Source organism: Phormidium sp. FACHB-592, from assembly GCF_014695795.1.
Taxonomy (GTDB): Bacteria; Cyanobacteriota; Cyanobacteriia; order Leptolyngbyales; family Leptolyngbyaceae; genus Stenomitos.
The window spans coordinates 75924-100614 of sequence record NZ_JACJOZ010000023.1 but is presented as its reverse complement, the minus strand read 5'-3'; the positions used below and the strand labels follow the sequence as shown (position 1 = coordinate 100614).

Below are 24691 nucleotides of genomic sequence, written 5' to 3'. Positions count from 1 at the left end.
CAAATGGCTGCTGACCGCTTCACATTGAAATCGCTTTTGAAGGTGCCGGATGGAACTTGAACGCTATGAAAAATGGGAACCCGTAGAAGGGATTAAAACCCCTGTGTATTGTGCCTTTATCAACGAAGATTATGACGGGCTAACGGTCACACTAATTTTCTCTGACATATTAGATGGACTGGATAAAGACCTCCGTATACACTTTGGTCGCGTGCCAGCCTACACTGTTCATGAAGAATTCGTTCATCCCTGGAATACGTATACTGCTGAGCCTGCCCCAACGCTTGAAGGACGGTGGGACAACTTCAATTTTCCGCTTCTCGTCGTCGAGAATTCTGTGTGGCTACGGTCATTCTCAGAGATGCAGCTGCTCCCGTATCCAGATAGTATTCACTACCATCTCGTGACGTTAGACCAGACGGTTGATGTCCTCTGTAACAATGTGCCTGAAGCATCCTGGGTAGAACCTTTAGGCTAACACTGCGGCGCATGATCAGCTGTGCGGACTCGCTCCCAAACAGGTAAATCATCGGGTCGATCTACGTCTGTCAGCATCGGCAGAGTGGTCAGAGACAGATTCAAATTGTTGGCAATGTCTACCGTTTGTTGAAACACGCGATCAGTGCTCCAGGTAATTGTCTTAAATAAATCAGGCACTAGTCGTCGTAATCCAATCAGGTAATAACCACCATCCGCTGCGGGTCCCAACACTAAATCGGTTTGCTGTAATGCCTGAAATGCCTCTACCAGCAGAGCGGTAGTCAATTCTGGGCAATCGGTGCCAATGATGACCGCAGCCTTCATGCCACTATCAAACGCGGTTTGGAATGCCTGCGCCATACGATCGCCTAAATCCCCTTCGGGTTGTGGTTGGCAAACAAGATCTGTTCCTAACCAGGTCTGCATTTGGGCGCGATCGCCGCCTGCAAACCAGCATTCCACTGTTAAGGAACGGCTTTGCTGTAAGGGTTTGACCTGAGCCAGCGTATGTTCTGTCATCTGACGGTGAAGCTCTGCGGCAGCTTCAGCGCCCAATGCCGGAATCAGCCGAGTCTTTGCCTTTCCTGGTTCTGGGTAGCGTGTGAAAAAAATGAGGCGTTCGCTCATGATCGTCCCTTGATGGTTAACGTCTTATGATTGACGTTGCCAGCATACCTGTAACCGCAACGGAAGCGAAGCATGATCGAAACAACGGTGCGCGACCAGTACAACCAGATGGCAGAGCGGTACGATCGCCGCTGGAGCCGCTATCTTTCCAATACACTGTCGTTTCTTAAAGACTGGGCAGCGATCGTGCCAGAAAGCACTGTGCTCGATATTGGCTGTGGCACGGGAGAGTTTGAACGTCTGGTACTGCTGGAGCAACCGTCACAACACATAATCGGTGTCGATCTTTCAGAAGGAATGCTAGAACTAGCTCAACAAAAATGCCGCGGCTATCCTCATGTGTCCTTTCAAAAAGCGTCTGTTGTTGCGTTACCGTTTGTCGATCGCAGCTTTGATATCATTGTCTCTGCCAGCGCCTTTCATTACTTTGCTGACCCGATCGCCGCACTGAAAGAAATGCAGCGAGTGCTCAAGCCCAATGGTGAAATCGTGATTTTGGATTGGTGCAAAGATTACATCATGTGCCAGCTGTATGACGTTGTGCTGAAGCGGGTTGATCCGGCTTATCGGCAGAGCTACACGCAGGCTGAGTTTCACCGCTTACTAGCCCAAGCTGGTTTAGTCGTCGATCGTGCCCAAAAAGTCCGCTTCGGTCTTGCCTGGGAATTGATGATTGCCACAGCTAGGACAGACACTCCTCTGTAGCTTCCTAAGAACGAAAGAGCAGCCACTACCAAAGCTCAAAGGTGACTTCTCGGTGCGACAGGTTGGGATTGTAGTACGGGTCGCCATTGAGTTTGGCGAAGTAGTGGCTCCACTTTTGGTTCAAGGTTTCCCACTCGTTAGGTTGTAGCCCTGGTTTGCGGCTGAGTGATTCGTAGTGGATCAACTGAGCATAAGGCGTGACAACGTTGCGGTAGCCTGCCTCATGCACCTTCAAGCAAAAGTCTACATCGTTATAGTTGAGTGGAAAAATTTCATCCATGCCACCCACTTGATGGAACACTTCCGTGCGGATCATCAAGCAAGCCGCTGTTACCGCCAAGTAGTTGCGATTGACCAGATTGGAGCAAAAGTAGCCGGGATGATCACCATCAAAACCGTGAAACGCATGACCTGGATTGCCACCCAGCACCATCACCCCACCATGTTGAATTTTGCCATCAGGATAGAGCAATTTTGCCCCCACTGCGCCGATCGCCTCTTGCTGGGCAAACTCCACCATCGACTCTAGCCAGGCAGGTGTTGTGACTTCTGTATCATCATTCAGCAGCAAGAGAAACTCTCCCCTCGCGTTAGCAGCACCCTGATTAATGCGGTGAGCAAAGTTAAACGGCTCCTCACAGCGCACGAGGCGAACATTTGCTACCGGAGAACCATTGGCAGACTGCATGACGGCTGCTAGCGTACTGTCTGGGATATCATACCCATCCACCAGCACCAGCTCAAACTTGCGGTAGGTACTGCGTTCTTGAATGCTACGGATGCAGTTCTCCAACGCGACTAGAGAACCTTCTGACGTATGCAAGGCTTTGCCAGCACTGGGGATAATAATGCTAATTAAGGGTTCGCCCAGAATGTGACGGCGTACGCGCCAAAAGCCAGGGCGATCGGGTGCTGCCTCAACCCAACCGGGATAGGGGCTGCGTGCCACCATTGCTTCCAACGCCTGACGCGCTGCAATATATGCCCACGGCTTTGCTTGCTCGCCTCCGGCTGTCACCGATGCAGGAATAATGCGCCAGTGATACAACACTTTCGGGATGTGGTAGATCTGCTTGGTTCGCTCGACCACACGCAGCACTAGATCATAATCTTGAGAGCCATCGTAGCCTGCGCGAAAGCCATTAATCTCGCGGATAAGGCTCGTGCGGTAGACACCTAAATGGCAGGTGTACATGCAGGCGTGAAAGTAGTCAGGCGACCAGTCAGGCTTGAAGAATGGATCGAGCCGTTTCCCAGCCGTATCCATTTTGTCTTCATCGCTGTAGATAAAGTCAGCTTCTGGATGCTCGTTGATGAGTTTGGCGTTCTCAAACAGTGCATTGACGGCAAGCTCGTCATCGTGATCGAGCAACGCAATATAGTCGCCTGTTGCTAGCGCCAGTGCATCATTGCTGGCAGCCACAATCTGACCATTTTCTGAACGAAAGACGACCTTAATGCGAGGGTCAAGCTTGCTGTAGCGGGTCAGAATTTGCTTGATATGGGGCTTGGGAGAGGCATCATCAGCGATGCAAAGTTCCCAATGGGGGTAAATCTGGTTTTGTACTGATCGAATGGCTTTTTCTAGCCAAACTGCCTCAACGTTGTAAACGGGCATGATCACTGAGAAGGTTGGTCTATACGCCCAACCTTCGATCGCGCGTTGGGCAGCCAGCAGATCGGCGCGAGTAAGGCACTCACGCGCTACCCATTTTTGATAGTTCGCCTGACCGTGAAACTTTTCTAAGCTACGTCTGTAGAGAAACTTTAGCAGACCGATCGTATTGCGCTCGCGCCAGACCCGCCATAGCTTGACAAGTTTACGGCTGATAGAAACGAGAGGGTTGGCGCTCATGGCATCGGTTGCATTGGGGGCACTGTCAATTCTTGCCTATTCTCCAACGTTTGGTTGCTAAAGTTATGCCAAAAGCTCTGTTGGTTTCAGTTCTAGTGTGATTACAGTTCTCATCAAGTTCTCATCAATAGTCGTCACAGTTCTGATGGCGAATCAGGCGCAACGATCTCTCCTTCACCAATGGTCAGCATTTTCTGCTGATCGGTAATCAAATCGGTTAATTCATTGAACTGCACCCCCATCGACTGACAGGCTTGCTGTAGCTCGTGCTTGAACGTGTTGAGATCAGCACCATAACCGCAAAGATTGGCAGCCGTCTCTGTTCCCTGCTTTGCATTTGCGCGCGCACAATCAACGAGTTCTAAACCTTTCAGCGGTGCGGTTGCTGCCATGTTGGTTTCACTAACGCTACGCCTATCACTATCTTATGGACAGCGCTGCTAGCTATCCACCAACAGGCGGATTATTCACTACGACTGGTGGGAGACTGCCAATACTGACAGGCAGCATACGCCATTGTGACGACACCTGTGATGATTGCCGTTTCATCGATCGCAAACTGTGGATGATGCAGCGGATAGTTCTGCCGATCCTTAAACCCAACGCCAAGCCGAAACATGCTGCCTGGAGCGTGTTGCAGGTAAACCGAAAAGTCCTCGGCACCCAGTGATGGTTCATGCAGCATCTGAATGCCTTGAGAACCCCAGGCATCAACAGCGGCACTTTCTAGAAGCTGAGTCATCACGGTATCATTTTGCACGGACGGTGTACCGTGTCGGTAATGCAGTTCGTAACGCGCACCGTATGTCTGGCAAAGGTTCGCCACGATCTGCTCAATCCAACCAGGTAGAGCAGCACTGGTTTCGGGGTGGAGCGATCGCACTGTGCCCAAAAGCTGCACTCGATCAGCAATTACATTGGGGGCACGTCCACCGTTAATTTGCCCGATCGTCAGCACGACAGGACGTAGCGGATTTTGCGTCCGGCTGATGGCTTGCTGGAGGGTAGTGATCACCTGAGACGCAATCCAGATCGCATCGATCGCCTCATGGGGTCGTGCCCCATGCCCCGACTCTCCCAGAATCGTGATCTCCAAATCATCGGCAGCAGCGGTCAGTGCGCCGTAGCGAATGCCAATGACCCCTGCTGGAATGGATGGAAACACGTGCAGCGACAAAATGCCCGCCACATCTTCCATCACGCCATCTTCCACCATCCACTTGGCACCCTGAGCAATCTCTTCTGCCGATTGAAACAGAAAGCGAATGTTACCTGGTAGAGCTAACCCCAGTTGCGACAGCACCATCGCGGTACCCAAACCGACGGTTGTGTGAACATCGTGCCCACAGGCGTGCATGAGCCCAGCCTGCCGTGACGCAAAGACTAGCTCAGTTTTTTCATGAATGGGCAGCGCATCCATATCAGTGCGAATTGCCAAGCGGCGGTCATCTGTGCCTTGACCCAGTAGTTCGCCAACGACACCAACTTTGCCAATCCCTTCTTGTACGTGCAGCCCGCAGGACGACAATACCCCTGCCACGTATGCTGCTGTCTTGTGCTCTTGCCCGCTTAGTTCGGGGTGGCTATGCAGGTGGCGACGAATTTCGATCAGTCGGGGAGCCAGTTTAGCAGTGATGTCTTTAATTTGGGCAAGCATGAATCAAGTGTAGTGTGCGTTACTCCCATAGTAAAAGAGTAAAAGTTTTTACATGAATCTTGGCAGGGCGCGATCGCCGGATCGAAATGAGCTAATCTCGTACCCTCCCAAGCAAGAGTTGCTGTTCTGCCTGCGCGATCGCCCAATAGGTTGCTTCTACAGCCCCTGGATCAACCGATATCGACGTAATACCCCAGTGCACCAGATCTGCAACGAGTTCAGGGTCTTGAGAGGGTGCTTGTCCACAAATGGAACAGGGAATACCAAGCTGGATTGCCTGTTCGATCAAGCGAGCGATCGCTGCCTTCACTGCAGGATGTCGTGCCTTAAAGCTGCTTGCCAGTAGAGCGTGATCACGATCGACCCCCAGCAATAGCTGCGTCAGATCATTAGTGCCAATGGCAATCCCTTGCACGCCTGCGCTGACATAGTCTGGCAGCAAGAACAACACTGAGGGCACCTCTGCCATAATCCAAAGCTGAAACTGGGAGTGGCGCATTAGTCCTGCCGCCTGCACCCGCTCACGACAAAAGGCAAATTCTTCTACTGTGCGAACAAACGGCAGCAGCAGGTGGATGTTGGTATACGTCGCCTGTACCTGTGCCAGAGCCGCCAGCTCCAGATCAAACAGCGTGGGATCAAGGCAATAGCTGAAGGTGCCGTGTAAACCAAGCGTTGGATTCACCTCGATCGGTACCACTTCACCGCCTATTAACCCTCTTGCTTCGTGCGATCTTAAATCAAGCGAACGATAGAACACAGGACGTGGTGCTAAAGCGGCTGCAAATTGGCTGATACGTATTGCCAGACGCTCAACCAGTGCTGCGCTACGTCCGCTATGTACCCATTGGAGTGGATGCTGGTAATCCAACGCCGCAATGGCTAGCAGCTCACCGCGCAACAAACCAATGCCATCGATCGGTAAGGCAGCAATCATCTCAAGGGTTTGGGGCTGGCTCAGGTTCACCATTAGCTTGGTGAGCAAGGGAGGGCGGTTGGCAGATCTAGGTGTCTCAGTGGGTAGGGTCATTGGAAGCGTTGCTTCTGCCTCCTCAGCCTGGAGTTGGTCGACAAGGCGATAGACGTTGCCACGATCGCCATCGACCAGAATCAACTCACCTGTTTGAATCTGCTGTGTCGCATGAGTGGCTGCCAGCACAGCGGGAACGCCAACTTCTCTCGCAATAATGGCGCTGTGCGAGGTCATGCTGCCTTGCTCTAGCACAAGACCAGCCGCCTGCTTGATCGACAGTAACCAGTGCGGCGGCAGCATCTCAGCAATCAAGATTGTTCCAGGCATCAGTGTGTCGATCGCCTCACCCAGCGCAATGACTCTTGCCTTGCCGATCACCTGCCCCGGCGCAGCGGCTAGCCCAGCCAACAGCAGCACTCGATCGGCAACCGCAACGGGTGGCTCTGCAACCAATGGTTCTGAGTCTGGAGGCACAGCACGATCAGGTCTCACCATGACTTGAGCCGATGAGTCCAGCAAGGGATACGGCTGGCGCGTTGCTGGTGTAATCAGTTGAGTCAGGTAAAACTGGGGTGAACAACCCTGCTCCTCACAGAACGTCCATTCCAACACCGTCGCCTGATTGAAAGTAGCTACGACAGCGCGCACAAGCTGCACCAAAGCACCAAGCTGCGCCTCATTGAGGGCGAACTCTACTTGCTGTGTTTCGTTGAGTAAATAGGCTTGCAGCAGCGGTAAGTGAGCATGAGGCAACAACGGTGTCATGTAAGACGATCGCACAGCTTCATCGCTAGCGGCTCCAACATTAACGGTTGCAGTCTCCGCTACCTGATAGACGATCGTTCGTTTCCCAAGTTGCTGCGCTTGCACTATGCCGCTACTGGCATGAACCTTATAGACATCTGGCGACACTTCACCCCAGTCGATCGCCATGCCCAGCCCAGCCGTTGCCTGTACTTGCAACGTATTGCCCAGTCGTTGCACCGTGCCAGAGGCGATCGCTGATCGTAGTGGCTGCACCAGCACTGCCAGCTTGACCTGCTGCAACTGAATGCCCAAACGCTGCCAATAGAATAAACTCTTAGCACGAAAAAGTTGTGCCCAAAGACGCTTTAGTCCTTGAGCCAGCTCGGCTTCCGTTGCCCGACAGACTTGAATGTCAAAGAGTGCTGAACTTCTACCGTTTGCGATCGCCTCTGTTGCTGTGGTTCTAGAGGTCGTCTTTACAAACAGAGAAGGGCGCAGCACTATCACAGGCGTTTGTAACTGCTGCATTGCATCTGTGATCTCTGCTAGACAATCGGTTGGTAAGGTTGGTGCTTCGATGGACTGCCGCAGTCGTTGGGCGATCGCCTGAAGCTGCCGTGGATTCTCGATGTCTAGCCGCAGCGACGAGTGCGGTAAATCAGCAAAGAGGGGTTCTGACCAGTCGATCGTTTCCAGAAACTGCTGCAAAACGCGGGCAGAAACAACAAACCCTGGTACAACAGGAAAGCCCTTTTGCAGCACCTGGCTCAGGTACAGCGCTTTGTTACCGACTAAACTTCGATCGTGCGGTTGAATCTGGTTGAGCCAGTAAAGATTAGCCACAGCAGCCACACGTAGCGAACAGTCTTCAATCTTAGAATTTTCGCTGCCGATATGATAGCCATTTGATGGTTGGCGTTGCTGTGGGGTAGGAACGGATGCTTTTGCTTCCTGGTTGCAGTGCTATAGCAAAAGGATGACGAGGGAGGAAGGATAAGGGATAAATAAAAGCCCTTGCTTAAAGGAAGTTTCAAAGTTTAGGTTTGTCCCAACGTTCTCTTCGACTGCTATGGCAAAAGGCTAAAGGATTAAGTAAAACCCTTACCAGAAGCAGAACTAGGAACCCCAATCTGTCCTAACGTTCTCTTCGATTGCTACGTACGTCCCTACAAAATTTGCACCATCAAGCAGCCTCTACTGGCTTCCTAACTAATTAGTCGTGAGGATAAAGGATACCTTGCCGTCACTACGTTGCTGTGCGATTAACCAACGCTAAAACAGCTTGCGCGATCGCGGCGGGGTCGATCGGTTTTGCAAGGTGCATTTGAAAGCCACTGGTTAAGGCTTGCTGGCGATCGTCATCCGTCGCATATGCAGTCAGCGCCAGTGCTGGTAAAAAGGTGCCTTGCGCCGCGTCTAATGACCTGACTTTGCGGATGAACGTGTAGCCGTCTTCATCAGGCATCCCAATATCACTCACCAGTGCATCGGGTTTCCAGCTTGCTGGGGCAGCATCCAATGGCTGAGTGAGCAGACTTAAGGCTTCTGCTGCCGACGCTGCTATAGTCACGATCGCGCCATAGTGTGACATGGCTGCTTGTAAAAAATCTCGGGTATCCGGTTCGTCATCCACTACAAGGATGTGTAGCCCTGAGAGTAAGTCTAACGAGTCGCTGCCCGATGCCGCCCTGGGCAGAGCAAGACCGGAGTTCTTAGCCTGCGGTGTCGGTTGGGCTGAAGAAGGCACAGCGCGATCGCTGCTGGAAGGAGCTCCATCATCATTTCCGCTGTCTATGGCTGGGCTGTCTAGTCGTGCTTGGGGGCTGACCGTTTCCGTCGCTACACTCATCAAGGGCAAGGTAATCATAAGTTTGGCTCCCTGTCCCAGCCCCAAACTGTCAGCTTGCACGGTGCCGCCATGCAGCTCTACCAGGTGCCGGACGATCGCCAACCCCAGTCCTAACCCTCCTTCTGCCCGTGTTGACGATGAATCTGCCTGCCGAAAGCGATCGAACACAAAGGGAAGAAACGCCTCGCTGATACCCTTACCTGTATCTGTGACGCTAATGTGGGCATGGGAAAGGTGAGGCGTGGATCTTGCAGCCTGTAGTTTTACATCCACACGCCCACCCTCAGGTGTAAATTTAATGGCGTTAGCAAGCAGGTTCCAGACTGCCTGCTGCAAGCGATCGGGATCACCCAGCACCATTAACGGCATAGTCTCTAGTGGGGCATCTTGCAACCATGTCACAGTAATCGACTTTGCAACGGCAGCCGGACGCATTGTGTCGATCGCGGCTGTTACGACCGTCGCCAGATCAACGGGTTGCGGTTGCAGGCGCAGTCTGCCCTGCGTAATGGTTGAGACGTCCAGAATATCGTTGATGAGCTGGTTTTGTAACCGGGCATTGCGTTCGATTGTTTCTAAGGTGCGTGCGGTGGTGGCTGGGTCAAACTGGCGTGTCCGCAGCAACCGTGCCCAGCCCAGAATTGAGTTGAGCGGTGTACGCAACTCATGCGAAAGGACAGCGAGGAACTCATCTTTCATCCGGTTTGCCTGAGCAAGTTCTTCCGTTTGGGTACGGAGGGTTTGCTCTAACTGCTTGCGCTCAGTCAGGTCGAGAATGAAGGCGATCGTCTGCTGTTTCGCCTCGCCCAAAAGCCCAAAACCTATAAGAACAGGCACCCGGCTACCATCTTTGCGGATGTACTCTTTTTCGTAAGGAACGCAGTGTTCTCCTGCTTGTACCGTCAGAATGCTTTGCTCATCCAAGGGTAAATATTCGGCTGGAGTTATCTCAGTCCAGCGGAGCTTGCCTGTCTGCAGGTCGTCACGCGAATACCCAACCATGCGAAGAAATTCATCATTGGCTTCGTTAATATCTCCGTTAATTTGACCAAAAAGAATGCCGATGACATTCGCTTCGACCAGACTGTTTAGCCGTTCCTGGCTCAGTTTTAGCGCTACTTCTGCCTGCTTACGGGCGCTCAAATCAGCCGTGATCGAGAGAATGCAATCCTCCTCAGCTGTCAACCCTCGCAGCACTGCCGTCCAAATGCCTACATAGATAAACGCACCATCTTTACGCTGGCGGTACGTTTCCATGCCGTGTAGCAAGGTGCCACTCAGTGTAGCGGCAATCTTCGCGGCAAATTCTGTCTGTTTCTCCTCTGGCACCGTTGGCATTACACAATCGATAGTCTCGTCTGCCCGCCAGCCAAAAATTTGCTCGGCAGCTGGGTTCCACCGCTTGACGATGCCCTGTCGATCGAGCACTGTGATGGCAACAGGCGATGCCTGAATCAACGCTTGAAGTTCCTGGTTGGTTTCTTGCAGCGATCGCTCTACCTGCTTGCGTTCAGTAATATCAATACCGGTGCTAATGACATGGCTAACGGCACCCCACTCATCTAGCAAGACATTGCTCGACCAGGTAATTAAACGCCGCCTGCCGTCTCTGGCAAGCCAGTAGTTCTCATACTCACTGGGTACAGCATTGACGCATAGATTTCGGAAGACCTGCTTCACGGGTTCGATATCTTCTACCAGCAAAAACAGATCCCAAACGTATTTGCCTCGCACTTCTGCAAAGGTATAGCCTGTGAGCTGTTCACAGGCCCGGTTGAACTGAATAATCCTGCCCCAATGATCGAGCACAACGATAAAGCTACCCGCTGTACTGACGATCGCTGTAATTAAATCTCGCTCATGCTGCAGCGCTCTCACCAATTCCCGCCGCGTTGAACTAAGTGAAACTAACAACAGTGAGGTCAGTACAAAGATGCCTAATCTCACCAGGTCACCCGGAGCGCTAACTCTCAAGACGTAGATTGGCGGCAAGAAAAAGTAGGTCGCTGCCAACGCTGCGATCGCTGTAGCACAGAGTCCGGCACCCAACCCGCCATACCAGGCACTCACCATGACAGCCGCAAAAAATACTAAGAATGGTGAGCTACCTATAGGCATCCAGGAGCCTAACCCTAGCATTAGCACCAGCGCCAATAGAACACAAAAAAGGGCGACACCATACCGTAGCCACCGAGGGCGTTCTGGCTTAAGCGTCGGTTGCGTTACTAAGGGCGCAAGTGGTGGTGGAGAGGGAGCGTGAGACTGACGGGACAGCAATGCTTACTCCTTTGTGGGTATAGCAGTAGCCATATTTGGGCATACTCAAGCGGGTATGTCATATTTCCATCGGTACAAGTTGATACCATAACCTGCCGTAAATTGCCAACAGAGACGCCATAGTGGCTTGTCTGTAAGCCAAGCGGTGAAAGGTAAAGAGGGGACAGTTGCAAAGAGTATGGCTTCTTTACTTAGAAATGGCTGTAAGCGAATACAAGGGCTGGGGCATCCATATTCATTCTGACTCCTGACTCATACTTTCCGTTCTACCAGACCAAAAGAATGCTTTTTTTGAGGTTCCCCCTTCATGAGTGGCTTTAGCGATCGATTCTATGGGCTAGTCAATCTGCTGCTACAGGCTCAATGCCCGCTTTGTCAGCGTACAACCGCAGATACCTTCTGCCAGGATTGCCAACGTCAAGTCCAACGGTGTCAATTTCCCAGTCCTGGGTGGATACAGCAAGAGCAACTACCTGTATTCGCGTGGGGACGCTATAACGGCGTACTGCGACGTACGATCGCTGCCTTCAAGTACGAAAAGAAGCCCCACCTGTCGCAACCGCTAGCGCAGTGGTTGGCTCATGCTTGGTTAAACGCTACAGACCGTACCGCAACCTTTACTGTTGTGCCGATTCCGATGCACCCTAGTAAGCAACGGCAGCGTGGTTTTAACCAGGCGGAGCTATTGGCAACGCATTTCTGTGACCAAACTCGACTGTCGCCTCAAGCACAGGGGTTAGCTCGGTCGCGCGAAACCACGGCTCAGTTTGAGCTTTCAGCCAACGATCGTGAACAAAACCTGGCAGATGCCTTCAGCCTCGGTGCTGCCTTTCAGAAGCGATCGCCTACTGGCTCTGTTCTGCTCCTGGACGACATTTACACCACTGGCGCAACCGCTCGCTCCGCTGCCCAAACCCTTCGCCGCCACGGCATTCAAGTACAAGGGCTAATCGTTCTAGCACGAGCGGAGCAAGAGCGTCAGGAGAATTCGCCACCAGTATTATTTGACCAAAAGTACCGCTGAAACGTTTTCGCTTAAACTAAGCCATACTCTTTATCCTTTCACCGCTTCACTCTTCTACCTCCTCACCCTCCACTTCTTCACTACCTAGCATGGAACTAATTCGCGCACACGTATGGGTTTCGGGACGGGTACAGGGTGTTGCCTATCGCATTTCGGCTGCCAAAATTGCAACGCACCTGGGGTTAATGGGCTGGGTACGCAACTTGCCCGATGGTGGCGTGGAAGCGGTCTTTGAGGGCGAGGAAGCGGCGATCGAATCGATGCTACGCTGGTGTCATGAAGGACCACCAGAGGCGATCGTGGAACAGGTAAGAGCCTCGTATGAAACGCCAGAGGGTTTACGGTCGTTTAATATTCGGCGCTAGTGCAGAGCTATCTCAGAGGTCGCGTACGTGCATAGCTACACGGCTTAACGACCTATAGTACTACCCTGTCACCTCTTTACCTCTTCACCCCATTACCCTTCCACTCCATTACCTCTTCACCTTCCCAAGGTTCACCGTTACGCACTTGCTAATGCGCCAGTTGCAGCGGTGTTGCAGCCTGCTGGAGGTCGCGCAGTTTTTGCAGCACCAGCCCTTCTGTCAATAGCCGCTTGGCTTCCTGGATGCCTGCTTCTAGCGATCGACAACTGCCGCAGCGCCACAGATAAAACCCACCGTTCCAGAGGGTTGACTGCATCAACTCAGAGGGCTGCCCTGCCAGCACAGTTAGCATTGCCTCAACAAACGTCGGTGTTGCTTCCAAGGCGACATTCTTACCCTCAAAGCCATAGTCACGCGGATGTAAGGTCAGGCGCTCAAAACCGATCGTCGGTGCACCCAAGCCAATAATCGCGGTACGCTCCCTGGGTAGATCGCAACTGCCCTCCAAGCCTTTCACGCTGGTGAAGTGGGTGATGCCTCGCAGCGCGATCGCCTCCTGAAACATCAACTCCGTCGGCGGATGCACGAAACCAGAGACCAGGTGAGTTTCTCCGGCATAGGGCGACCAGAGAAGTTCCATCGTTGCCAGGGGCGGACGCTTGCCAATCTGCTCCCGGTACGGCACCAAGCCATGTGCCAGCGGAAAGTGGGACGGTAAGTAAAGAAACCCAATGCCCGTGCTTTCTAAGACGTGTTGTACCTGTGCCAGGCTTAGCTGGCTCCAGTCAATGCCCAAGCCCCGCCAATAGTCAATGAGTGGTTCGCCCTCTTTCGTCGGCATCCGATCGCCCCCATGCGAAACCACCGGACAATTTGCGGTTGCTAACAGCAGCGCAAGTAACGGACTGAGGGGCGCCGTGCGCGATCGCCCGTCGTAGGGCACAGACAGCACCGTCACCGGATGCGCTGCCGCGATCGACTGCAGACGCGGACCGAGTGTCTCATACGCATCCAGCATTCCAGCCAGTTCAGTGCCAGTCGGTCGCCGAATCCGATGGGCAATCATGAAGGCACCAATTTGAGCGGGCGTTGCTTCCTGTAACAACATCATGCGGGTGGCAGCAGCAGCCTCCTCACGCGTAAGGGGTTCGCTGGTGTGGGTGCCGCTACCGACTTTGCGAAGCAGTTCTCTAAAGGCGTGACTCATGACATTTGCTGAATGGATGCGATAAACGGGTGAGGCAATAGGGCAAGGCGATCGGGCGATACATTGCTGCTGACCAGAGCACTAGCAAACCGACGGCTTAACAGTTAACTAACAACCGTCACCTCATATTCGCCTCACTTGACGCTGACCGCTAGAGGCAACTCAAATTTGGGCGGCAGTAAGGCTGCAACAAGGTTGAAGAAGTGCTGAATCGGTGGAATTTGCAGGCGATCGCGCGTTGTCACCAGTACGACCTGACGGGTGAAGGGCAGATCTACCATTGGTGGAGCGCTCGTGCCATTGGTAGAAGGCAAGCTGGGAGACAGCGATCGTACTGCTAACGTTGAGTCAGTATATGCCTCTGCTAGTGCCGTTTCGGGCAGTAGTGCTACCAGTTCACCCTGGCGTACTACGCCTCGGAAGGCATCTGGCGTATTCAGTTCCAGCGCCGCTCGTAGCGTGATCCCTCGCCGCTCAAATTGCTCTTGCACCAGCCGCTGCATACCATACCCATCCTTAAAGACGACCTGCGGATAGTTTGCCAGTTCGTCCCAGGGAATCGTTTCAAACGCAGCTAGGGGATGGTTTGCGGCAAGCAATACCTTAATTGGCTCATCGTATAGCACCTGCACGACCATCTCTGGGCTAGTCGTCAAAAAGCGGTTGTGCATGACGATCGCCACATCTACCAACCCATCCCGCAGGACCTTGAGCGATCGATCGCTGCCCAACGCTGTCACCCGCAACTGCACATTAGGGTAATCGTGACAGAACTGTTGCAGGACAGGCGGCAAGTGGTACGCGCAAATCGAATGAATGGCAGCAACGCAAAGCTCTGGCTGCTTGCCAGCAATTAAATCATCCAGATCTTGAACCGCATTCAGCCATTCTTGACAAATCTTTTTGGCGCGAGGCAACAGGCGATCACCTGCGACCGTTAGCTTCGCCTGCGTTGTGCGATGAAACAACGATATCCTCAGTGCTGTTTCCAGGCTTTGAATCTGACGACTAATAGCGGATTGGGTTACACCACAGCGTTGAGCAGCTTGCTGAAAGCTACCCGTCTCTGCCACTGCCAAAAACGCTTGCAATTGCTCTAGGCGCATGAAAGGAGAAAAATGTAGTGAAGATCACAGCAATCGCTAAAAGTGACCTTAACGGATTTGTCCCTCTCGTTCGGTAGAGCTTGATACAGCCAATCGGCTCAATCGCCCCTGTTAAACAAAAAGCCCTGCGAGGGCAGGGCTAACGAATCATCAAAGCGCTCAGTCTAACAATTGCTCCAGTAACGTCAAGGCACTACTGAAACCTCAGATCGTTAGCGGAAGTTACCAGGATTCAGCCGTCTAGGAGCAGACGGAGTTGCTGCGCCACTGCGAAGCAGTTCTCCTGTGCCGCCATCACGTCGATCGAGGAACGGACGCAGGTTAATGCTATCGGAACCGCGAGTGGATTGCTGGGTATTCGCCAACCCACCGATCGCGCGTCCAATTTGGTCAAGAATGCCGTTGCCACCGCCACCCGTATAGGTATTTACACCCTGAGTTTGCTGACCACTATCGGCGATCGTCAGGTTTTGAAAAACACGATCGCGAGTAGATGTAGGGTCTTGACCATTCGGCACTGTTAACACAATGCGGCAGCTTGAAACCTTTTCAGTCGTGACGCAGACAGTGTTATAGCCATTCTCGACACCCGTCTTCATTTCTAGCAGCCCATCGGGACGGTACGACTCTAAGCGGCGGCTAATTTCAGCACAGCGACGATTGGCATCCCAGCCACCGCCCATGTTGCTGGGCACTGCCCAAGGATACGCCTGTGATGCTTGGCTTTCGGGACGATACATCACCGTAGGCTGACCATTGGTTGTCTCACAGGTAAAGCGCGTGCCAGCAACGGTTGTCGTTGATCCGCTTGATGGGCTGGTTGTTGTACCGGGACGCTGTGGTTCTGTATCAACAATGACATCACCCGAATTAGTTGGTGTGGTCGTACTTTGAGCAATTTGAAGCGTCTGTGCAGATGGAACGAAGGTTGGTGCCGCGATCGCAGCACTGCTTCCTAATAGTAATAAGGTAGCTAGCGAGGCTCCAACGCCGCTAGAACGCAAAACTGATCGCCCCAAACCGTTTCCTAACCCCTGTGACAACATAGCAAAGACCTCAAAAATACAGTGGTGACTAAAGCGACGACAAAGAAAGCAAAAAACTAATCAAGCGGCTACTGGCAATAGCGAAACCTCAGCATCAAAGCAGTATGGGCAGCGTTTGACACAGACCAGAGGGGGCAGGCGGCTTTGTAACTTAGGCACAGCTATTACTGTCTCGAACGACTTATCCGCATCACTTAAAGTTCCTGCAATCAGGAATGTTGAACGCTTTATCAACATTTCTTTGTATAGACAAGGTAAAAAGGTTTGTTCGTTAGTCTTTAGGCGTTAGCCTATGCGGGCTTTAAAGCTGAAAACTGATGCTAATGAGGGCTAAAGAGGCACTATCATACTTAGCGCGATCGCCTGCACAAACGCTTGGTGAGAAGTGGTGAGGAGAGAGTTGGCGCGATCGTTAGGTAAGGTCTATGACTTGTGCTGCTGCCTCACGTACACAGGTAGCTGACTCAAACAACTGAGTTTCTTTCACAAAACTTTATTTCCAATCGTCAGGTATCGTATACTACGCCTTGGTGATTAGAAGGAGCAGAACTGTAAATGTCGGAGGCAGTGAAGCCCCTGACGGTGCCTAAGGAGTTGCTGGGTCCCCCTAGCAATTTCAATCCAACCCTGCTGATGTTTCTGGTATCAGTAGTGCTGGCAGCGGTATCTACTCTGGGTTACTTTTGTTGGCACTGGTCTCACTGGTGCAGTTTCTTGCTCAATTTTGTGGCACTGCACATGGTTGGCACAGTGATTCATGATGCTTGCCATAACGTTGCACACCGAAACAAAACACTCAACGCTGTCTTGGGTCACGTTAGCGCGCTGATGCTCTGCTTTTCGTTTCCAGTGTTTACACGGGTACATATGAAGCATCACGCTCATGTGAATGATCCTCATAACGATCCGGATCATGTTGTGTCTACGGCTGGACCGTTGTGGATTATTAACGCCCGCTTTATGTACCACGAGTTCTACTTCTTCCAGCGCAAGCTATGGCGGAAGTATGAGCTGTGGGAGTGGCTCGTGGCTCGGTTAATCTTAGGGACGATCGTTTGGTCGTCGTTCCGGTTTGGCTTTACAGACTACGTGTTTAACTATTGGTTTGTGCCGCTTGCCCTAGTGGGACTGGCGTTAGGGCTGTTCTTTGACTACTTGCCGCATCGCCCCTTTGATGAGCGCGATCGCTGGAAGAACGCAAGGGTCTACCCAAATAAAGCGCTCAACCTGCTAATCATGGGGCAGAACTACCACTTAGTCCATCACCTTTGGCCCTCTGTTCCCTGGTACCACTATCAAACTGCCTACTTTGCAACGAAGCCGCTGCTAGATGCCAAAGGTTCGCACCAATCGCTCGGCATCTGCCAAACGCCGAAGGACTTTTTTGGGTTTCTTTACGACGTTGCTGTAGGTATCCGCTTCCATAAAACACAACCGCCTGTAGTAAGCTTGCCCAACGAAAATGTTGTCGTTTTACAGACCGTTCAACCGGAAGCGGAGGCTGCCTCTAACCTATAAAAGCGCTATTCAGAAACCGCAAATATCGCTATCCTGCTTTACAGATTAGTTACTTCTGTAGAGCGATGGCGATCGTGCTACAAAATCTATCCAGGTAGAGAGACCTTCGACCGGGCGTTTCCTCAATAATAGGGGCATAACAAGAACTCTAAATCTTGAGTCAATTTGAGGAAAAAACTATGGTTGGAAGTCTCTTAACCGTGTTGGCTACAGCACTCAGTCTGCTTGTAGTCGATCTAGCTGTCCCTGGCGTTGATCTTGCTACCTTTCCAGCAGCGTTGATTGCAGCCGTTTCAATCGGGCTAGTGAACGCGTTTGTGAAGCCCGTTCTATCCACCCTGTCTCTGCCACTTAACTTCCTCACGCTAGGCACTTTTTCTCTAGTCGTAAACGGTCTTTGCTTCTGGCTCGCATCAGTGCTGGTATCTGGCTTTAGAGTTGATGGGTTGCTTGCATTCATTCTTGGTCCAGTTGTGCTGTCTCTAGCTAGCACATTCTTGAACCGCTACTTTGCTGAACGTAACGTTGGCGTACTGCCAGAAGCAAAGCCTGAGGTTTAATATCTGACAACGTTTGGCGCTTACGATAGAGAGCGCTAAAGCGTGTTGTTAAAATTTGGAGTCAGCAAAAAGGGGCATCATAATCAACTGTGATGTCCCTTTTTATCGCTCGCTTGAGAGCATTCCGCAGCAAGCAGGCGTACAAGTTTTAAACTGAATCTACAAAGTCGATTTTGCAATCAAATTAGCCTGAGCGATCGTCCAATCAGGGCGCAAACTTCTAGCATGACGCAGATACGGATGGTAGATCTCCAGGTCTGGGTTGGGCGTATTGAAATGGATCAAGAAGCGGATACAACGCTCCATGCTTCCTTCGACGTGCATTTGCTGTACATCTAGCAAAGGAACATTTGACCAATGTGGTCGTTCGCGAGCGATCGAAGCTGGAAATGTGGCATCCAGATCGCGGGTAGCCGAAAAAGTGGCACTCACAATTTCATTAGGATCGAGTTGATTATGGTTCTCCAACTCATCTAGCAGTTCATGCACTGCTTCTCGAATTGCCTCAATGGAATTTTCCGAGACGGTTGTTGCCCCGCGCACTGCTCGCACTTTCCAACCCACGCTTAATCCTCCGCACTCAACTAAGGTTTTAATCATATCCAGAACTGAATAATGCTTCCCTGGCTCTGCAAGAACCTGAGTTCAATCATGGCTGATCTTTATTGTGGCTGCCAATGCTTTGGTCAAGATTTCACAGCGCCAGCAGGAACAGCGATCGAAATAAAGAACTGCTGCAGATACGAAAGCATCTGCTTAAAGTGCACTCAAGGGCGATACAACCAAAGCGGTAGACCACTCGTTGCCAATTCAAACTCTAACCATTCCATGCCAACTGATAATCCTGGTATTGCAGCAAGCTGACCAACGCTACTGGCGTCCCGCGAAAATAAGCGATTGAGTAGCGGTTTACGCTCTTCTAGCGTGAAACAACGAGTCTTCTCAGGATCTAGCCCTACAAGTTCTGCTGCCCAACAACGGGCATCCTCTTCAGTACCCAGCCGATCGACCAATCCAAGTGCCAACGCTTGCTGTCCTGTGAACACACGCCCATCCGCGAAGCTTCGTACTGTTTCTGCAGCTAATTTGCGCCCATCCGCTACTGTTTGGACAAACTGCTGGTAGCTGACATCAATCAGCTCTTGCAAAATTGTTTTTTCAGATTCAGTGATTTCGCGATCAAACGCGAGAATGTCCTTATAGGGACCCGACTTCACAACTTTGAAGGAGACACCAACCTTTTCTAGCAGTCGTTCCAGGTTATTGCCCCGCAAAATCACCCCAATACTGCCTGTGATCGTGCCAGGGTTTGCCACAATATATTCAGCACCCATACCGATGTAAACGCCGCCCGATGCTGAGATGTTGCCAAAGCTCGCCACAATTTTGGTTTTGCGTTGCAGTTTCTTCAGCGCTTCGTAAATTTCCTGCGAATCGCCGACAGTACCGCCAGGGCTGTCAATTCGCAGCAGTAGGGCAGGAAACCGTCGCTCTTCAACGGTCTTGAGTGCTTCTAAAACGCGCTTTCGGGTTGCACCCGCGATCGCGCCATTAATTTCAATGCGAGCAATTTGTTTTTGAAAGCGGGGCTTAAAGGGCCAGATCATAATGAGTTCGTGCAGATTAGTTTCGATGTCGTTGAGCGGTCAGCCTTTGCTTTGGAGCTATAGCCTACATCTGGGAGCATAGCCGGAGCTTAAAAGCTGAAAACCAACATTGGAAGCAGTTTGCGCTGCTAAGAGAGTGACTATAGCTTGACATTGTGTAGCTGCGATCGCCATCGCCAGATGCAGAACAGCGGCATCGACACATGACACTTAACTAGCACTTAACCTTTAGTGTGCCTTATTCTCAGACTTTAAACTAATGAATGGGTAATCAACCACTGGGCAAAGAAGCTGCCAACTCTTACTCTGGTTGGTATAGCTTCAGCCTTAGAGAGCTAGTGAAACAACGTTGCCGCAGTAAGCATTAAATCACGCTCTAATTTACTTAACATAACTACAAGTTTAGCTACAATTACTGAAAAGCTGCGCGATCGCTGTATAACATGAGCGATCGCGCGTCCAAAAGGATACGTTCTGAGCGATTCGCTCCTGCAATACTTACGGTACGCCTTGCTGACCTATGGATTCAACGCCAACCCCATCACCACAAAAATCCTCGTTTGGAGCGTCCTTCATAACACCACTCTTATTGATCGCGCCCTTTTTCTTTTGGGGTACGGCAATGGTGGCGATGAAGGGCGTCATTCCCAATACAACGCCACTCTTCATGGCGGGGGTGCGTTTGGTGCCAGCGGGTGCCATGGTGTTAGGCACCGGTATGCTTATGGGCAGACCGCAACCTAAAGGCTGGGCGGCATGGCTTTGGATTGCCCTCTTCGCACTGGTTGACGGCACCTTATTTCAAGGCTTTTTGGCAGAAGGGCTGGTCAGAACTGGTGCCGGCTTAGGTTCAGTCATGATTGATTCACAACCGCTGGCAGTAGCGCTCCTAGCGTTATGGCTCTTTGGTGAACGGATTGGGCTTTGGGGTTGGTTAGGGTTGTTGTTAGGTGTCGTCGGCATTAGTTTGCTAGGCTTGCCAGAGGCTTGGTTAGTGGGTCTTTGGCAGCAGCGATCGCTACCTGATGGGTTACAGCTTGGTGAGAATTTGATTCACGACCTGTTCCAAAATGGTCAATGGCTGATGCTGTTAGCAGCGTTGTCAATGGCTCTGGGCACAGTGCTGATGCGCTACGTCAGTCGCCATGCTGACCCTATTACAGCAACAGGCTGGCATATGATTTTGGGCGGTTTGCCTTTGTTTGCGCTGTCGTCTCAGATTGAAGTTGAGCAGTGGGTACACCTAGATCTGTCAAGCTGGGTGGCAATGGGTTACTCCACCGTCTTTGGTAGCGCGATCGCCTATGGGCTCTTTTTTTACTTTGCCTCTAGCGGCAGCCTTACTAGCCTCAGTTCGCTGACGTTTTTGACACCCATCTTTGCGCTGCTGTTTGGTAACCTTTTTTTGTCAGAAATGCTGACTTCGCTGCAATGGTTTGGAGTGAGTCTCACGCTCGTTAGCATTTACCTCATCAATCAGCGGGACGTTTTGGCAGCAAAATTCCGTCGTTCGCCCCTTCCTGCTGCTGCTACGTTTGATCAAGCAGACGCGGCTTCTTTGGAGCTGACAACAGGCAACTTGGCAAAAATAGCTGTGCAGACGACAGAGACGGTGCAAGTGACCAAACCAGAATGATACCCCCGTTGGATCGCCCGTTGCGTGTACTGTTCCTCTCTACATCGGTCGGGGCACTTGGCTCGGGTCTGGGTGGCGGTGTCGAGCTGACGTTGCATAATATGGCTCAGGCATTGAGCGAGCGACAGCACACGATCGTCATTGTGGCTCCGACTGGCTCAGTCTGTGCGCCTTTTTCGGTGGTCGGAATTGCGGGTGCGCTGCAAACAACTGCCCAAAGTGAAGGTCGTGATGCCGCGATTATAATGCCTGCCAACGCTGTACTGGCAAGAATGTGGGACTATGCACGGCAGGTACAAGATCAGTACGATTTGGTGGTAAATTTTGCCTACGATTGGCTACCCTTTTATCTGACACCATTTTTTGATTGCCCGATCGCCCACTTAGTTAGTATGGGTTCGCTGACCGACGCAATGGATGGCATCATCGAGCAGACGATCGTGCAGTTTCCCGGTAGCATTGGTGTTCACAGTCGGGCACAGGCAGACACCTTCTCGTTTGGCGATCGATGCCACGTGCTGGGCAACGGGTTTGACCTGTCGCTCTACGAATTTTGCTCTGCACCAGAACAGAGCCTTGCTTGGGTGGGTCGCCTTGCACCAGAAAAAGGGTTGGAGGATGCCGTTGCAGCCGCTCAAGTGACGCAAACGCCGCTCAGAATCTGGGGCGCAATGCAAGACCCTACCTACTGGCAGCAGATTCAGCAGCAATACCCAACGGCACCCATTACATATGAGGGCTTTTTGCCAACCGCTGCACTTCAAAAAGCACTAGGCAAGTGTCGGGCACTGATCATGACACCGCGCTGGGTAGAAGCGTTTGGCAACGTGGCGATCGAAGCGCTTGCCTGTGGTGTACCCGTTATTGCTTACCGTCGTGGTGGTCCTACAGAAATTGTTCAGGATGGCAAGACAGGATGGCTGGTAGAACCCGACAGCGTTGCAGGTTTAGTTGAAGCGATCGCTCAAATCGACTTAATTGATCGCCGTCTCTGCCGACAGCAAGCAGAGGCTGAGTATTCCCTCACTGCAATGGGCGATCGACTAGAGCAATGGTTTGCTGCCCTGCTGACCCAAGCTAGAACGTGATGGAAGCTCTTGATGTACTCGATGGCACCGTTACTTAAAGCCAAGTACTACCAGCTAAAGGCTCCAGTTAAGCGCTTAGGCAGTTTGCTGGGTAGATCGATGTGATCAAAATCACTCACACGAATGATCTCGATCGCGTTAACTACCTAGCTCTGAAGACATACTCTAAAGGACTCAACTTTAGCCGAGTCATCAACAGGGAACACACGACTGACCGACGGTCTCTTTCGAGAGCTGTCGGTTTTTTTGTACGGTACTTTATTGTGTGACGAAGATCACGCTAATCACTGATCTCGATCGCCTCTGCTGCAAGGTTAGAAGAAGATACTTTAAGAGACTCAACTTTAGCCGAGTCATCAACAGGGAACACACGACTGACCGACAGGTTTCTTACGAAGGCTGTCGGTTTTTATTTGACTTCATCTTTCCCTCGATTGCATGGATAGCAAGCATGACTGTAGTGAGTAGTTTACAGACTCCAAGCTTTAACGCAAGAGGGTTCTGACCCTCAATTTGCCATAGTGCCTATCGCATTGCACCCATCGTTTCCTTCCACGATAACTCTTTGCAGAGAATATTCAGCGCTCGCTGCTCCTCTCCCTTAAAGAGGTGGCTGTCGATCAGCTCAAGCAATACCTGTCGCGTGAGTTGAGCCGCAAATGTGCCGCCGCAACGTAGTAAATGGCTGTAATAGCAAAACTGAGATTGCCCCTCTCGATTGCGATGAAAGCGATGAATCTCATCCTCCGTCATCGTTTCGACAGGCGTGTTGATTGGCACAACCACTCTAGGAATGCCGTGTAAACCGTAGGAAATGCCGTTTTCTGCTTCGAGTGTACCGATCAGCACCGTCCATAATAACGTCCGGGTTTCGCTGATTAAATCGGGTGCAAACACTGGATCAGGTTCGCTTGATAGCCGGGGACCCATGTTTAAAAACATTGGGTTAAATAACTGAGTGTTATAGACGAGTCCGACAGCCCAATGGCGATCGCTGTCATTAAGCCGCACAAAACAACCAAAGCCATAGTCATCTGGTGTCGGTGAATTGGCTCGACTCCGTTCATCGTCCAATTCCACAATGTAGTCGCAGTGCGAGTTTGATTTAACAACTTTGCCTAGACGCATAGTGAGCGGTTCTTTAGCAACAACTTAGAGCCTTTTACTAAGCATACGCATGAATCGCTGATAAGAACAGTTGTACGGGGAGTTGCAGAAAGTCCCGAGGGGAAGCTGTGGTTGGTGAAGAGTGAAAGGTGAAAAGGATGAAGGGGATAGTTGATTTAATTGAAAGGGCGTAAGTCTATAGCAGGCAAGGCTTCTAGTGTGGGGGCGCGAAACCCATAATTATGGGAGTGCTGTTTTGTTAATGTGAACGCAATCAAGCTAGAGCAATCGAGGCTGGGTTTACTCGTGACAGTTCAACTTCTGTCCACTGTAAAGCAAGATTTCGTTAGGGTAATCTGGTCTCTAGGGAACACTAGCGAAACTTAACCGTCGTCACTCACCGTTTAAAAAGCACGCATGAACCCGAAACTTAGCTCATTTGAACCGCAAAAGCAGCAAGCTGACTCGCACTCCATAGCAGCTCAGGTTTCTCCTTCAGTGACTCAGGCGGAATATGCTGATGTGTTTGCCGAGGGTGATGAGGCTTCGTTTGCTAAAGCTGCCACTCTGATGATGGATTTGCCAGTCAGCCAGCCCGAGGCAGTTCCAACTGAAACACTTTCTGAACCGCAGAAATACATCCAGGGTGTGGTGCAGGGAAAGCAGGCGTTTATTATTACCAATTTGCCTGATGAATCTCAAACGTTGGCTCAACCACAGATGGTTTGGACGATCGGGCGTAACCGCGAAGCTGCAATTCCCCTGAAAGATCGTGCGATGTCTCGTCGTCATGCAGTAATTTTATATATTCAGGATGTGGGCTTTCAGTTGATTGACCTGAATAGTATGAACGGCTCTTTTGTGAATGGTGAGCGGCTTCAGCAGCGTCATATATTGAAGGATGGCGATCGCATTCGCGTTGGCAGTATTAACTTCACCTTCTACGTTAGCCATCGATCGCGTGCCCTTACTGCAATTCATCCCGAAGTACTCGCTCGCTTTAATACGGCTGAACCCCACGCAGGCTCGTTTGTTGACTATGCTGAACTTGAAGATCCTGAAGTGTTGTTTAAGACGCGGCAATAGCGATTGAGCAATCAGCGGTCAGCAGTCAGAACTGAATTCACACCGCGCTGACAACTCTGAACTTAAACTTTTAAGCTCAGAGATCCACTGTCTTTACGCCTCTCCCTCCCTGGCGCCCACTGCCGCCTTAAAAAATCCTGCCTCAGAAGGCTGAAGCAGGAGATTGATGTT

The 24691-nt window shown here is 51.4% G+C and carries 21 protein-coding genes; 9 read left to right on the top strand and 12 right to left on the bottom strand.

Annotation, left to right across the window (positions count from 1 at the left end):
• Positions 1-49: 49 nt before the first annotated feature.
• Positions 50-478 carry a hypothetical protein gene (locus H6F86_RS04985; protein ID WP_190447000.1) on the top strand — a complete coding sequence of 143 codons (429 nt, stop codon included), beginning with the start codon at positions 50-52 and terminating at the stop codon, positions 476-478.
• Here H6F86_RS04985 and H6F86_RS04980 read toward each other — a convergent pair.
• Positions 475-1107 (bottom strand): TIGR04282 family arsenosugar biosynthesis glycosyltransferase, encoded by a 633-nt coding sequence (locus tag H6F86_RS04980; protein ID WP_190446999.1) that lies wholly within the window; start codon positions 1105-1107, stop codon positions 475-477. The two genes, H6F86_RS04985 and H6F86_RS04980, sit on opposite strands and share 4 nt — an antisense overlap.
• 72 nt (positions 1108-1179) lie before the next feature.
• On the opposite strand from H6F86_RS04980, the gene H6F86_RS04975 reads away from it, so the two are divergent.
• Positions 1180-1812 (top strand): class I SAM-dependent methyltransferase, encoded by a 633-nt coding sequence (locus tag H6F86_RS04975; RefSeq protein WP_190446998.1) that lies wholly within the window; start codon positions 1180-1182, stop codon positions 1810-1812.
• A gap of 25 nt (positions 1813-1837) precedes the next feature.
• Here the strand turns inward: H6F86_RS04975 and H6F86_RS04970 are convergent, their stop codons facing one another.
• The 5 genes from H6F86_RS04970 to H6F86_RS04950 all read right to left on the bottom strand — a co-directional run bounded on the left by H6F86_RS04970 (position 1838) and on the right by H6F86_RS04950 (position 11170).
• Positions 1838-3667, bottom strand: a complete 1830-nt coding sequence (locus H6F86_RS04970; RefSeq protein ID WP_190446997.1) for a glycosyltransferase family 2 protein — start codon at positions 3665-3667, stop codon at positions 1838-1840.
• Positions 3668-3801: 134 nt separating this feature from the next.
• Complete coding sequence (locus tag H6F86_RS04965) at positions 3802-4059, bottom strand: hypothetical protein (RefSeq protein WP_190446996.1); 258 nt, start codon at positions 4057-4059, stop codon at positions 3802-3804.
• 71 nt (positions 4060-4130) lie between these two features.
• The gene (locus H6F86_RS04960) at positions 4131-5324 is read right to left on the bottom strand and encodes a M20 family metallopeptidase (RefSeq protein WP_190446995.1); all 1194 of its coding nucleotides are present in this window, start codon (positions 5322-5324) and stop codon (positions 4131-4133) included.
• A gap of 91 nt (positions 5325-5415) precedes the next feature.
• Positions 5416-7887 carry a putative PEP-binding protein gene (locus tag H6F86_RS33080; RefSeq protein WP_190446994.1) on the bottom strand — a complete coding sequence of 824 codons (2472 nt, stop codon included), beginning with the start codon at positions 7885-7887 and terminating at the stop codon, positions 5416-5418.
• A gap of 403 nt (positions 7888-8290) precedes the next feature.
• Positions 8291-11170: a PAS domain S-box protein gene (locus tag H6F86_RS04950; protein WP_190446993.1), complete on the bottom strand. Its 2880-nt coding sequence runs from the start codon at positions 11168-11170 to the stop codon at positions 8291-8293.
• Between the two features lie 307 nt (positions 11171-11477).
• Here H6F86_RS04950 and H6F86_RS04945 point away from each other — a divergent pair, with 307 nt between their 5' ends.
• Positions 11478-12194 carry a ComF family protein gene (locus H6F86_RS04945; protein WP_190446992.1) on the top strand — a complete coding sequence of 239 codons (717 nt, stop codon included), beginning with the start codon at positions 11478-11480 and terminating at the stop codon, positions 12192-12194.
• Between the two features lie 89 nt (positions 12195-12283).
• Positions 12284-12559, top strand: a complete 276-nt coding sequence (locus H6F86_RS04940; protein WP_190446991.1) for an acylphosphatase — start codon at positions 12284-12286, stop codon at positions 12557-12559.
• Between the two features lie 148 nt (positions 12560-12707).
• On the opposite strand, the gene H6F86_RS04935 is transcribed toward H6F86_RS04940, so the two are convergent.
• The 3 genes from H6F86_RS04935 to H6F86_RS04925 form a co-directional block, all read right to left on the bottom strand.
• Positions 12708-13766 carry an anthranilate phosphoribosyltransferase family protein gene (locus H6F86_RS04935; protein ID WP_190446990.1) on the bottom strand — a complete coding sequence of 353 codons (1059 nt, stop codon included), beginning with the start codon at positions 13764-13766 and terminating at the stop codon, positions 12708-12710.
• A 134-nt stretch (positions 13767-13900) separates the two neighbouring features.
• Positions 13901-14872 carry a LysR family transcriptional regulator gene (locus H6F86_RS04930; RefSeq protein WP_190446989.1) on the bottom strand — a complete coding sequence of 324 codons (972 nt, stop codon included), beginning with the start codon at positions 14870-14872 and terminating at the stop codon, positions 13901-13903.
• 212 nt (positions 14873-15084) lie between these two features.
• Positions 15085-15918 (bottom strand): COP23 domain-containing protein, encoded by an 834-nt coding sequence (locus H6F86_RS04925; RefSeq protein WP_190446988.1) that lies wholly within the window; start codon positions 15916-15918, stop codon positions 15085-15087.
• 555 nt (positions 15919-16473) lie between these two features.
• Between H6F86_RS04925 and crtR the strand changes: the two genes are divergently transcribed.
• Together crtR and H6F86_RS04915 are read left to right on the top strand one after the other, a co-directional pair.
• Positions 16474-17436 (top strand): beta-carotene hydroxylase, encoded by a 963-nt coding sequence (gene crtR, locus H6F86_RS04920; RefSeq protein ID WP_190446987.1) that lies wholly within the window; start codon positions 16474-16476, stop codon positions 17434-17436.
• Positions 17437-17615: 179 nt separating this feature from the next.
• Entirely contained in the window at positions 17616-17996 is a 381-nt protein-coding gene (locus tag H6F86_RS04915; RefSeq protein WP_190446986.1) for a phage holin family protein, read from the top strand.
• A 159-nt stretch (positions 17997-18155) separates the two neighbouring features.
• On the opposite strand, the gene aroH is transcribed toward H6F86_RS04915, so the two are convergent.
• Both aroH and sppA read right to left on the bottom strand, forming a co-directional pair.
• Complete coding sequence (gene aroH / locus H6F86_RS04910) at positions 18156-18560, bottom strand: chorismate mutase (protein ID WP_190447065.1); 405 nt, start codon at positions 18558-18560, stop codon at positions 18156-18158.
• Positions 18561-18763: 203 nt separating this feature from the next.
• On the bottom strand, positions 18764-19603 hold the full coding sequence (gene sppA / locus H6F86_RS04905) for a signal peptide peptidase SppA (protein ID WP_190446985.1): 840 nt from the start codon (positions 19601-19603) through the stop codon (positions 18764-18766).
• 520 nt (positions 19604-20123) lie between these two features.
• On the opposite strand from sppA, the gene H6F86_RS04900 reads away from it, so the two are divergent.
• Positions 20124-21239 carry a DMT family transporter gene (locus H6F86_RS04900; protein WP_190446984.1) on the top strand — a complete coding sequence of 372 codons (1116 nt, stop codon included), beginning with the start codon at positions 20124-20126 and terminating at the stop codon, positions 21237-21239.
• Complete coding sequence (locus H6F86_RS04895) at positions 21236-22327, top strand: glycosyltransferase family 4 protein (RefSeq protein WP_190446983.1); 1092 nt, start codon at positions 21236-21238, stop codon at positions 22325-22327. The genes H6F86_RS04900 and H6F86_RS04895 overlap by 4 nt, the downstream gene beginning before the upstream one ends.
• A gap of 525 nt (positions 22328-22852) precedes the next feature.
• Here H6F86_RS04895 and H6F86_RS04890 read toward each other — a convergent pair.
• Positions 22853-23455 (bottom strand): hypothetical protein, encoded by a 603-nt coding sequence (locus H6F86_RS04890; RefSeq protein ID WP_190446982.1) that lies wholly within the window; start codon positions 23453-23455, stop codon positions 22853-22855.
• Positions 23456-23851: 396 nt separating this feature from the next.
• On the opposite strand from H6F86_RS04890, the gene H6F86_RS04885 reads away from it, so the two are divergent.
• Positions 23852-24520: an FHA domain-containing protein gene (locus H6F86_RS04885; protein WP_190446981.1), complete on the top strand. Its 669-nt coding sequence runs from the start codon at positions 23852-23854 to the stop codon at positions 24518-24520.
• Positions 24521-24691: the final 171 nt, after the last annotated feature.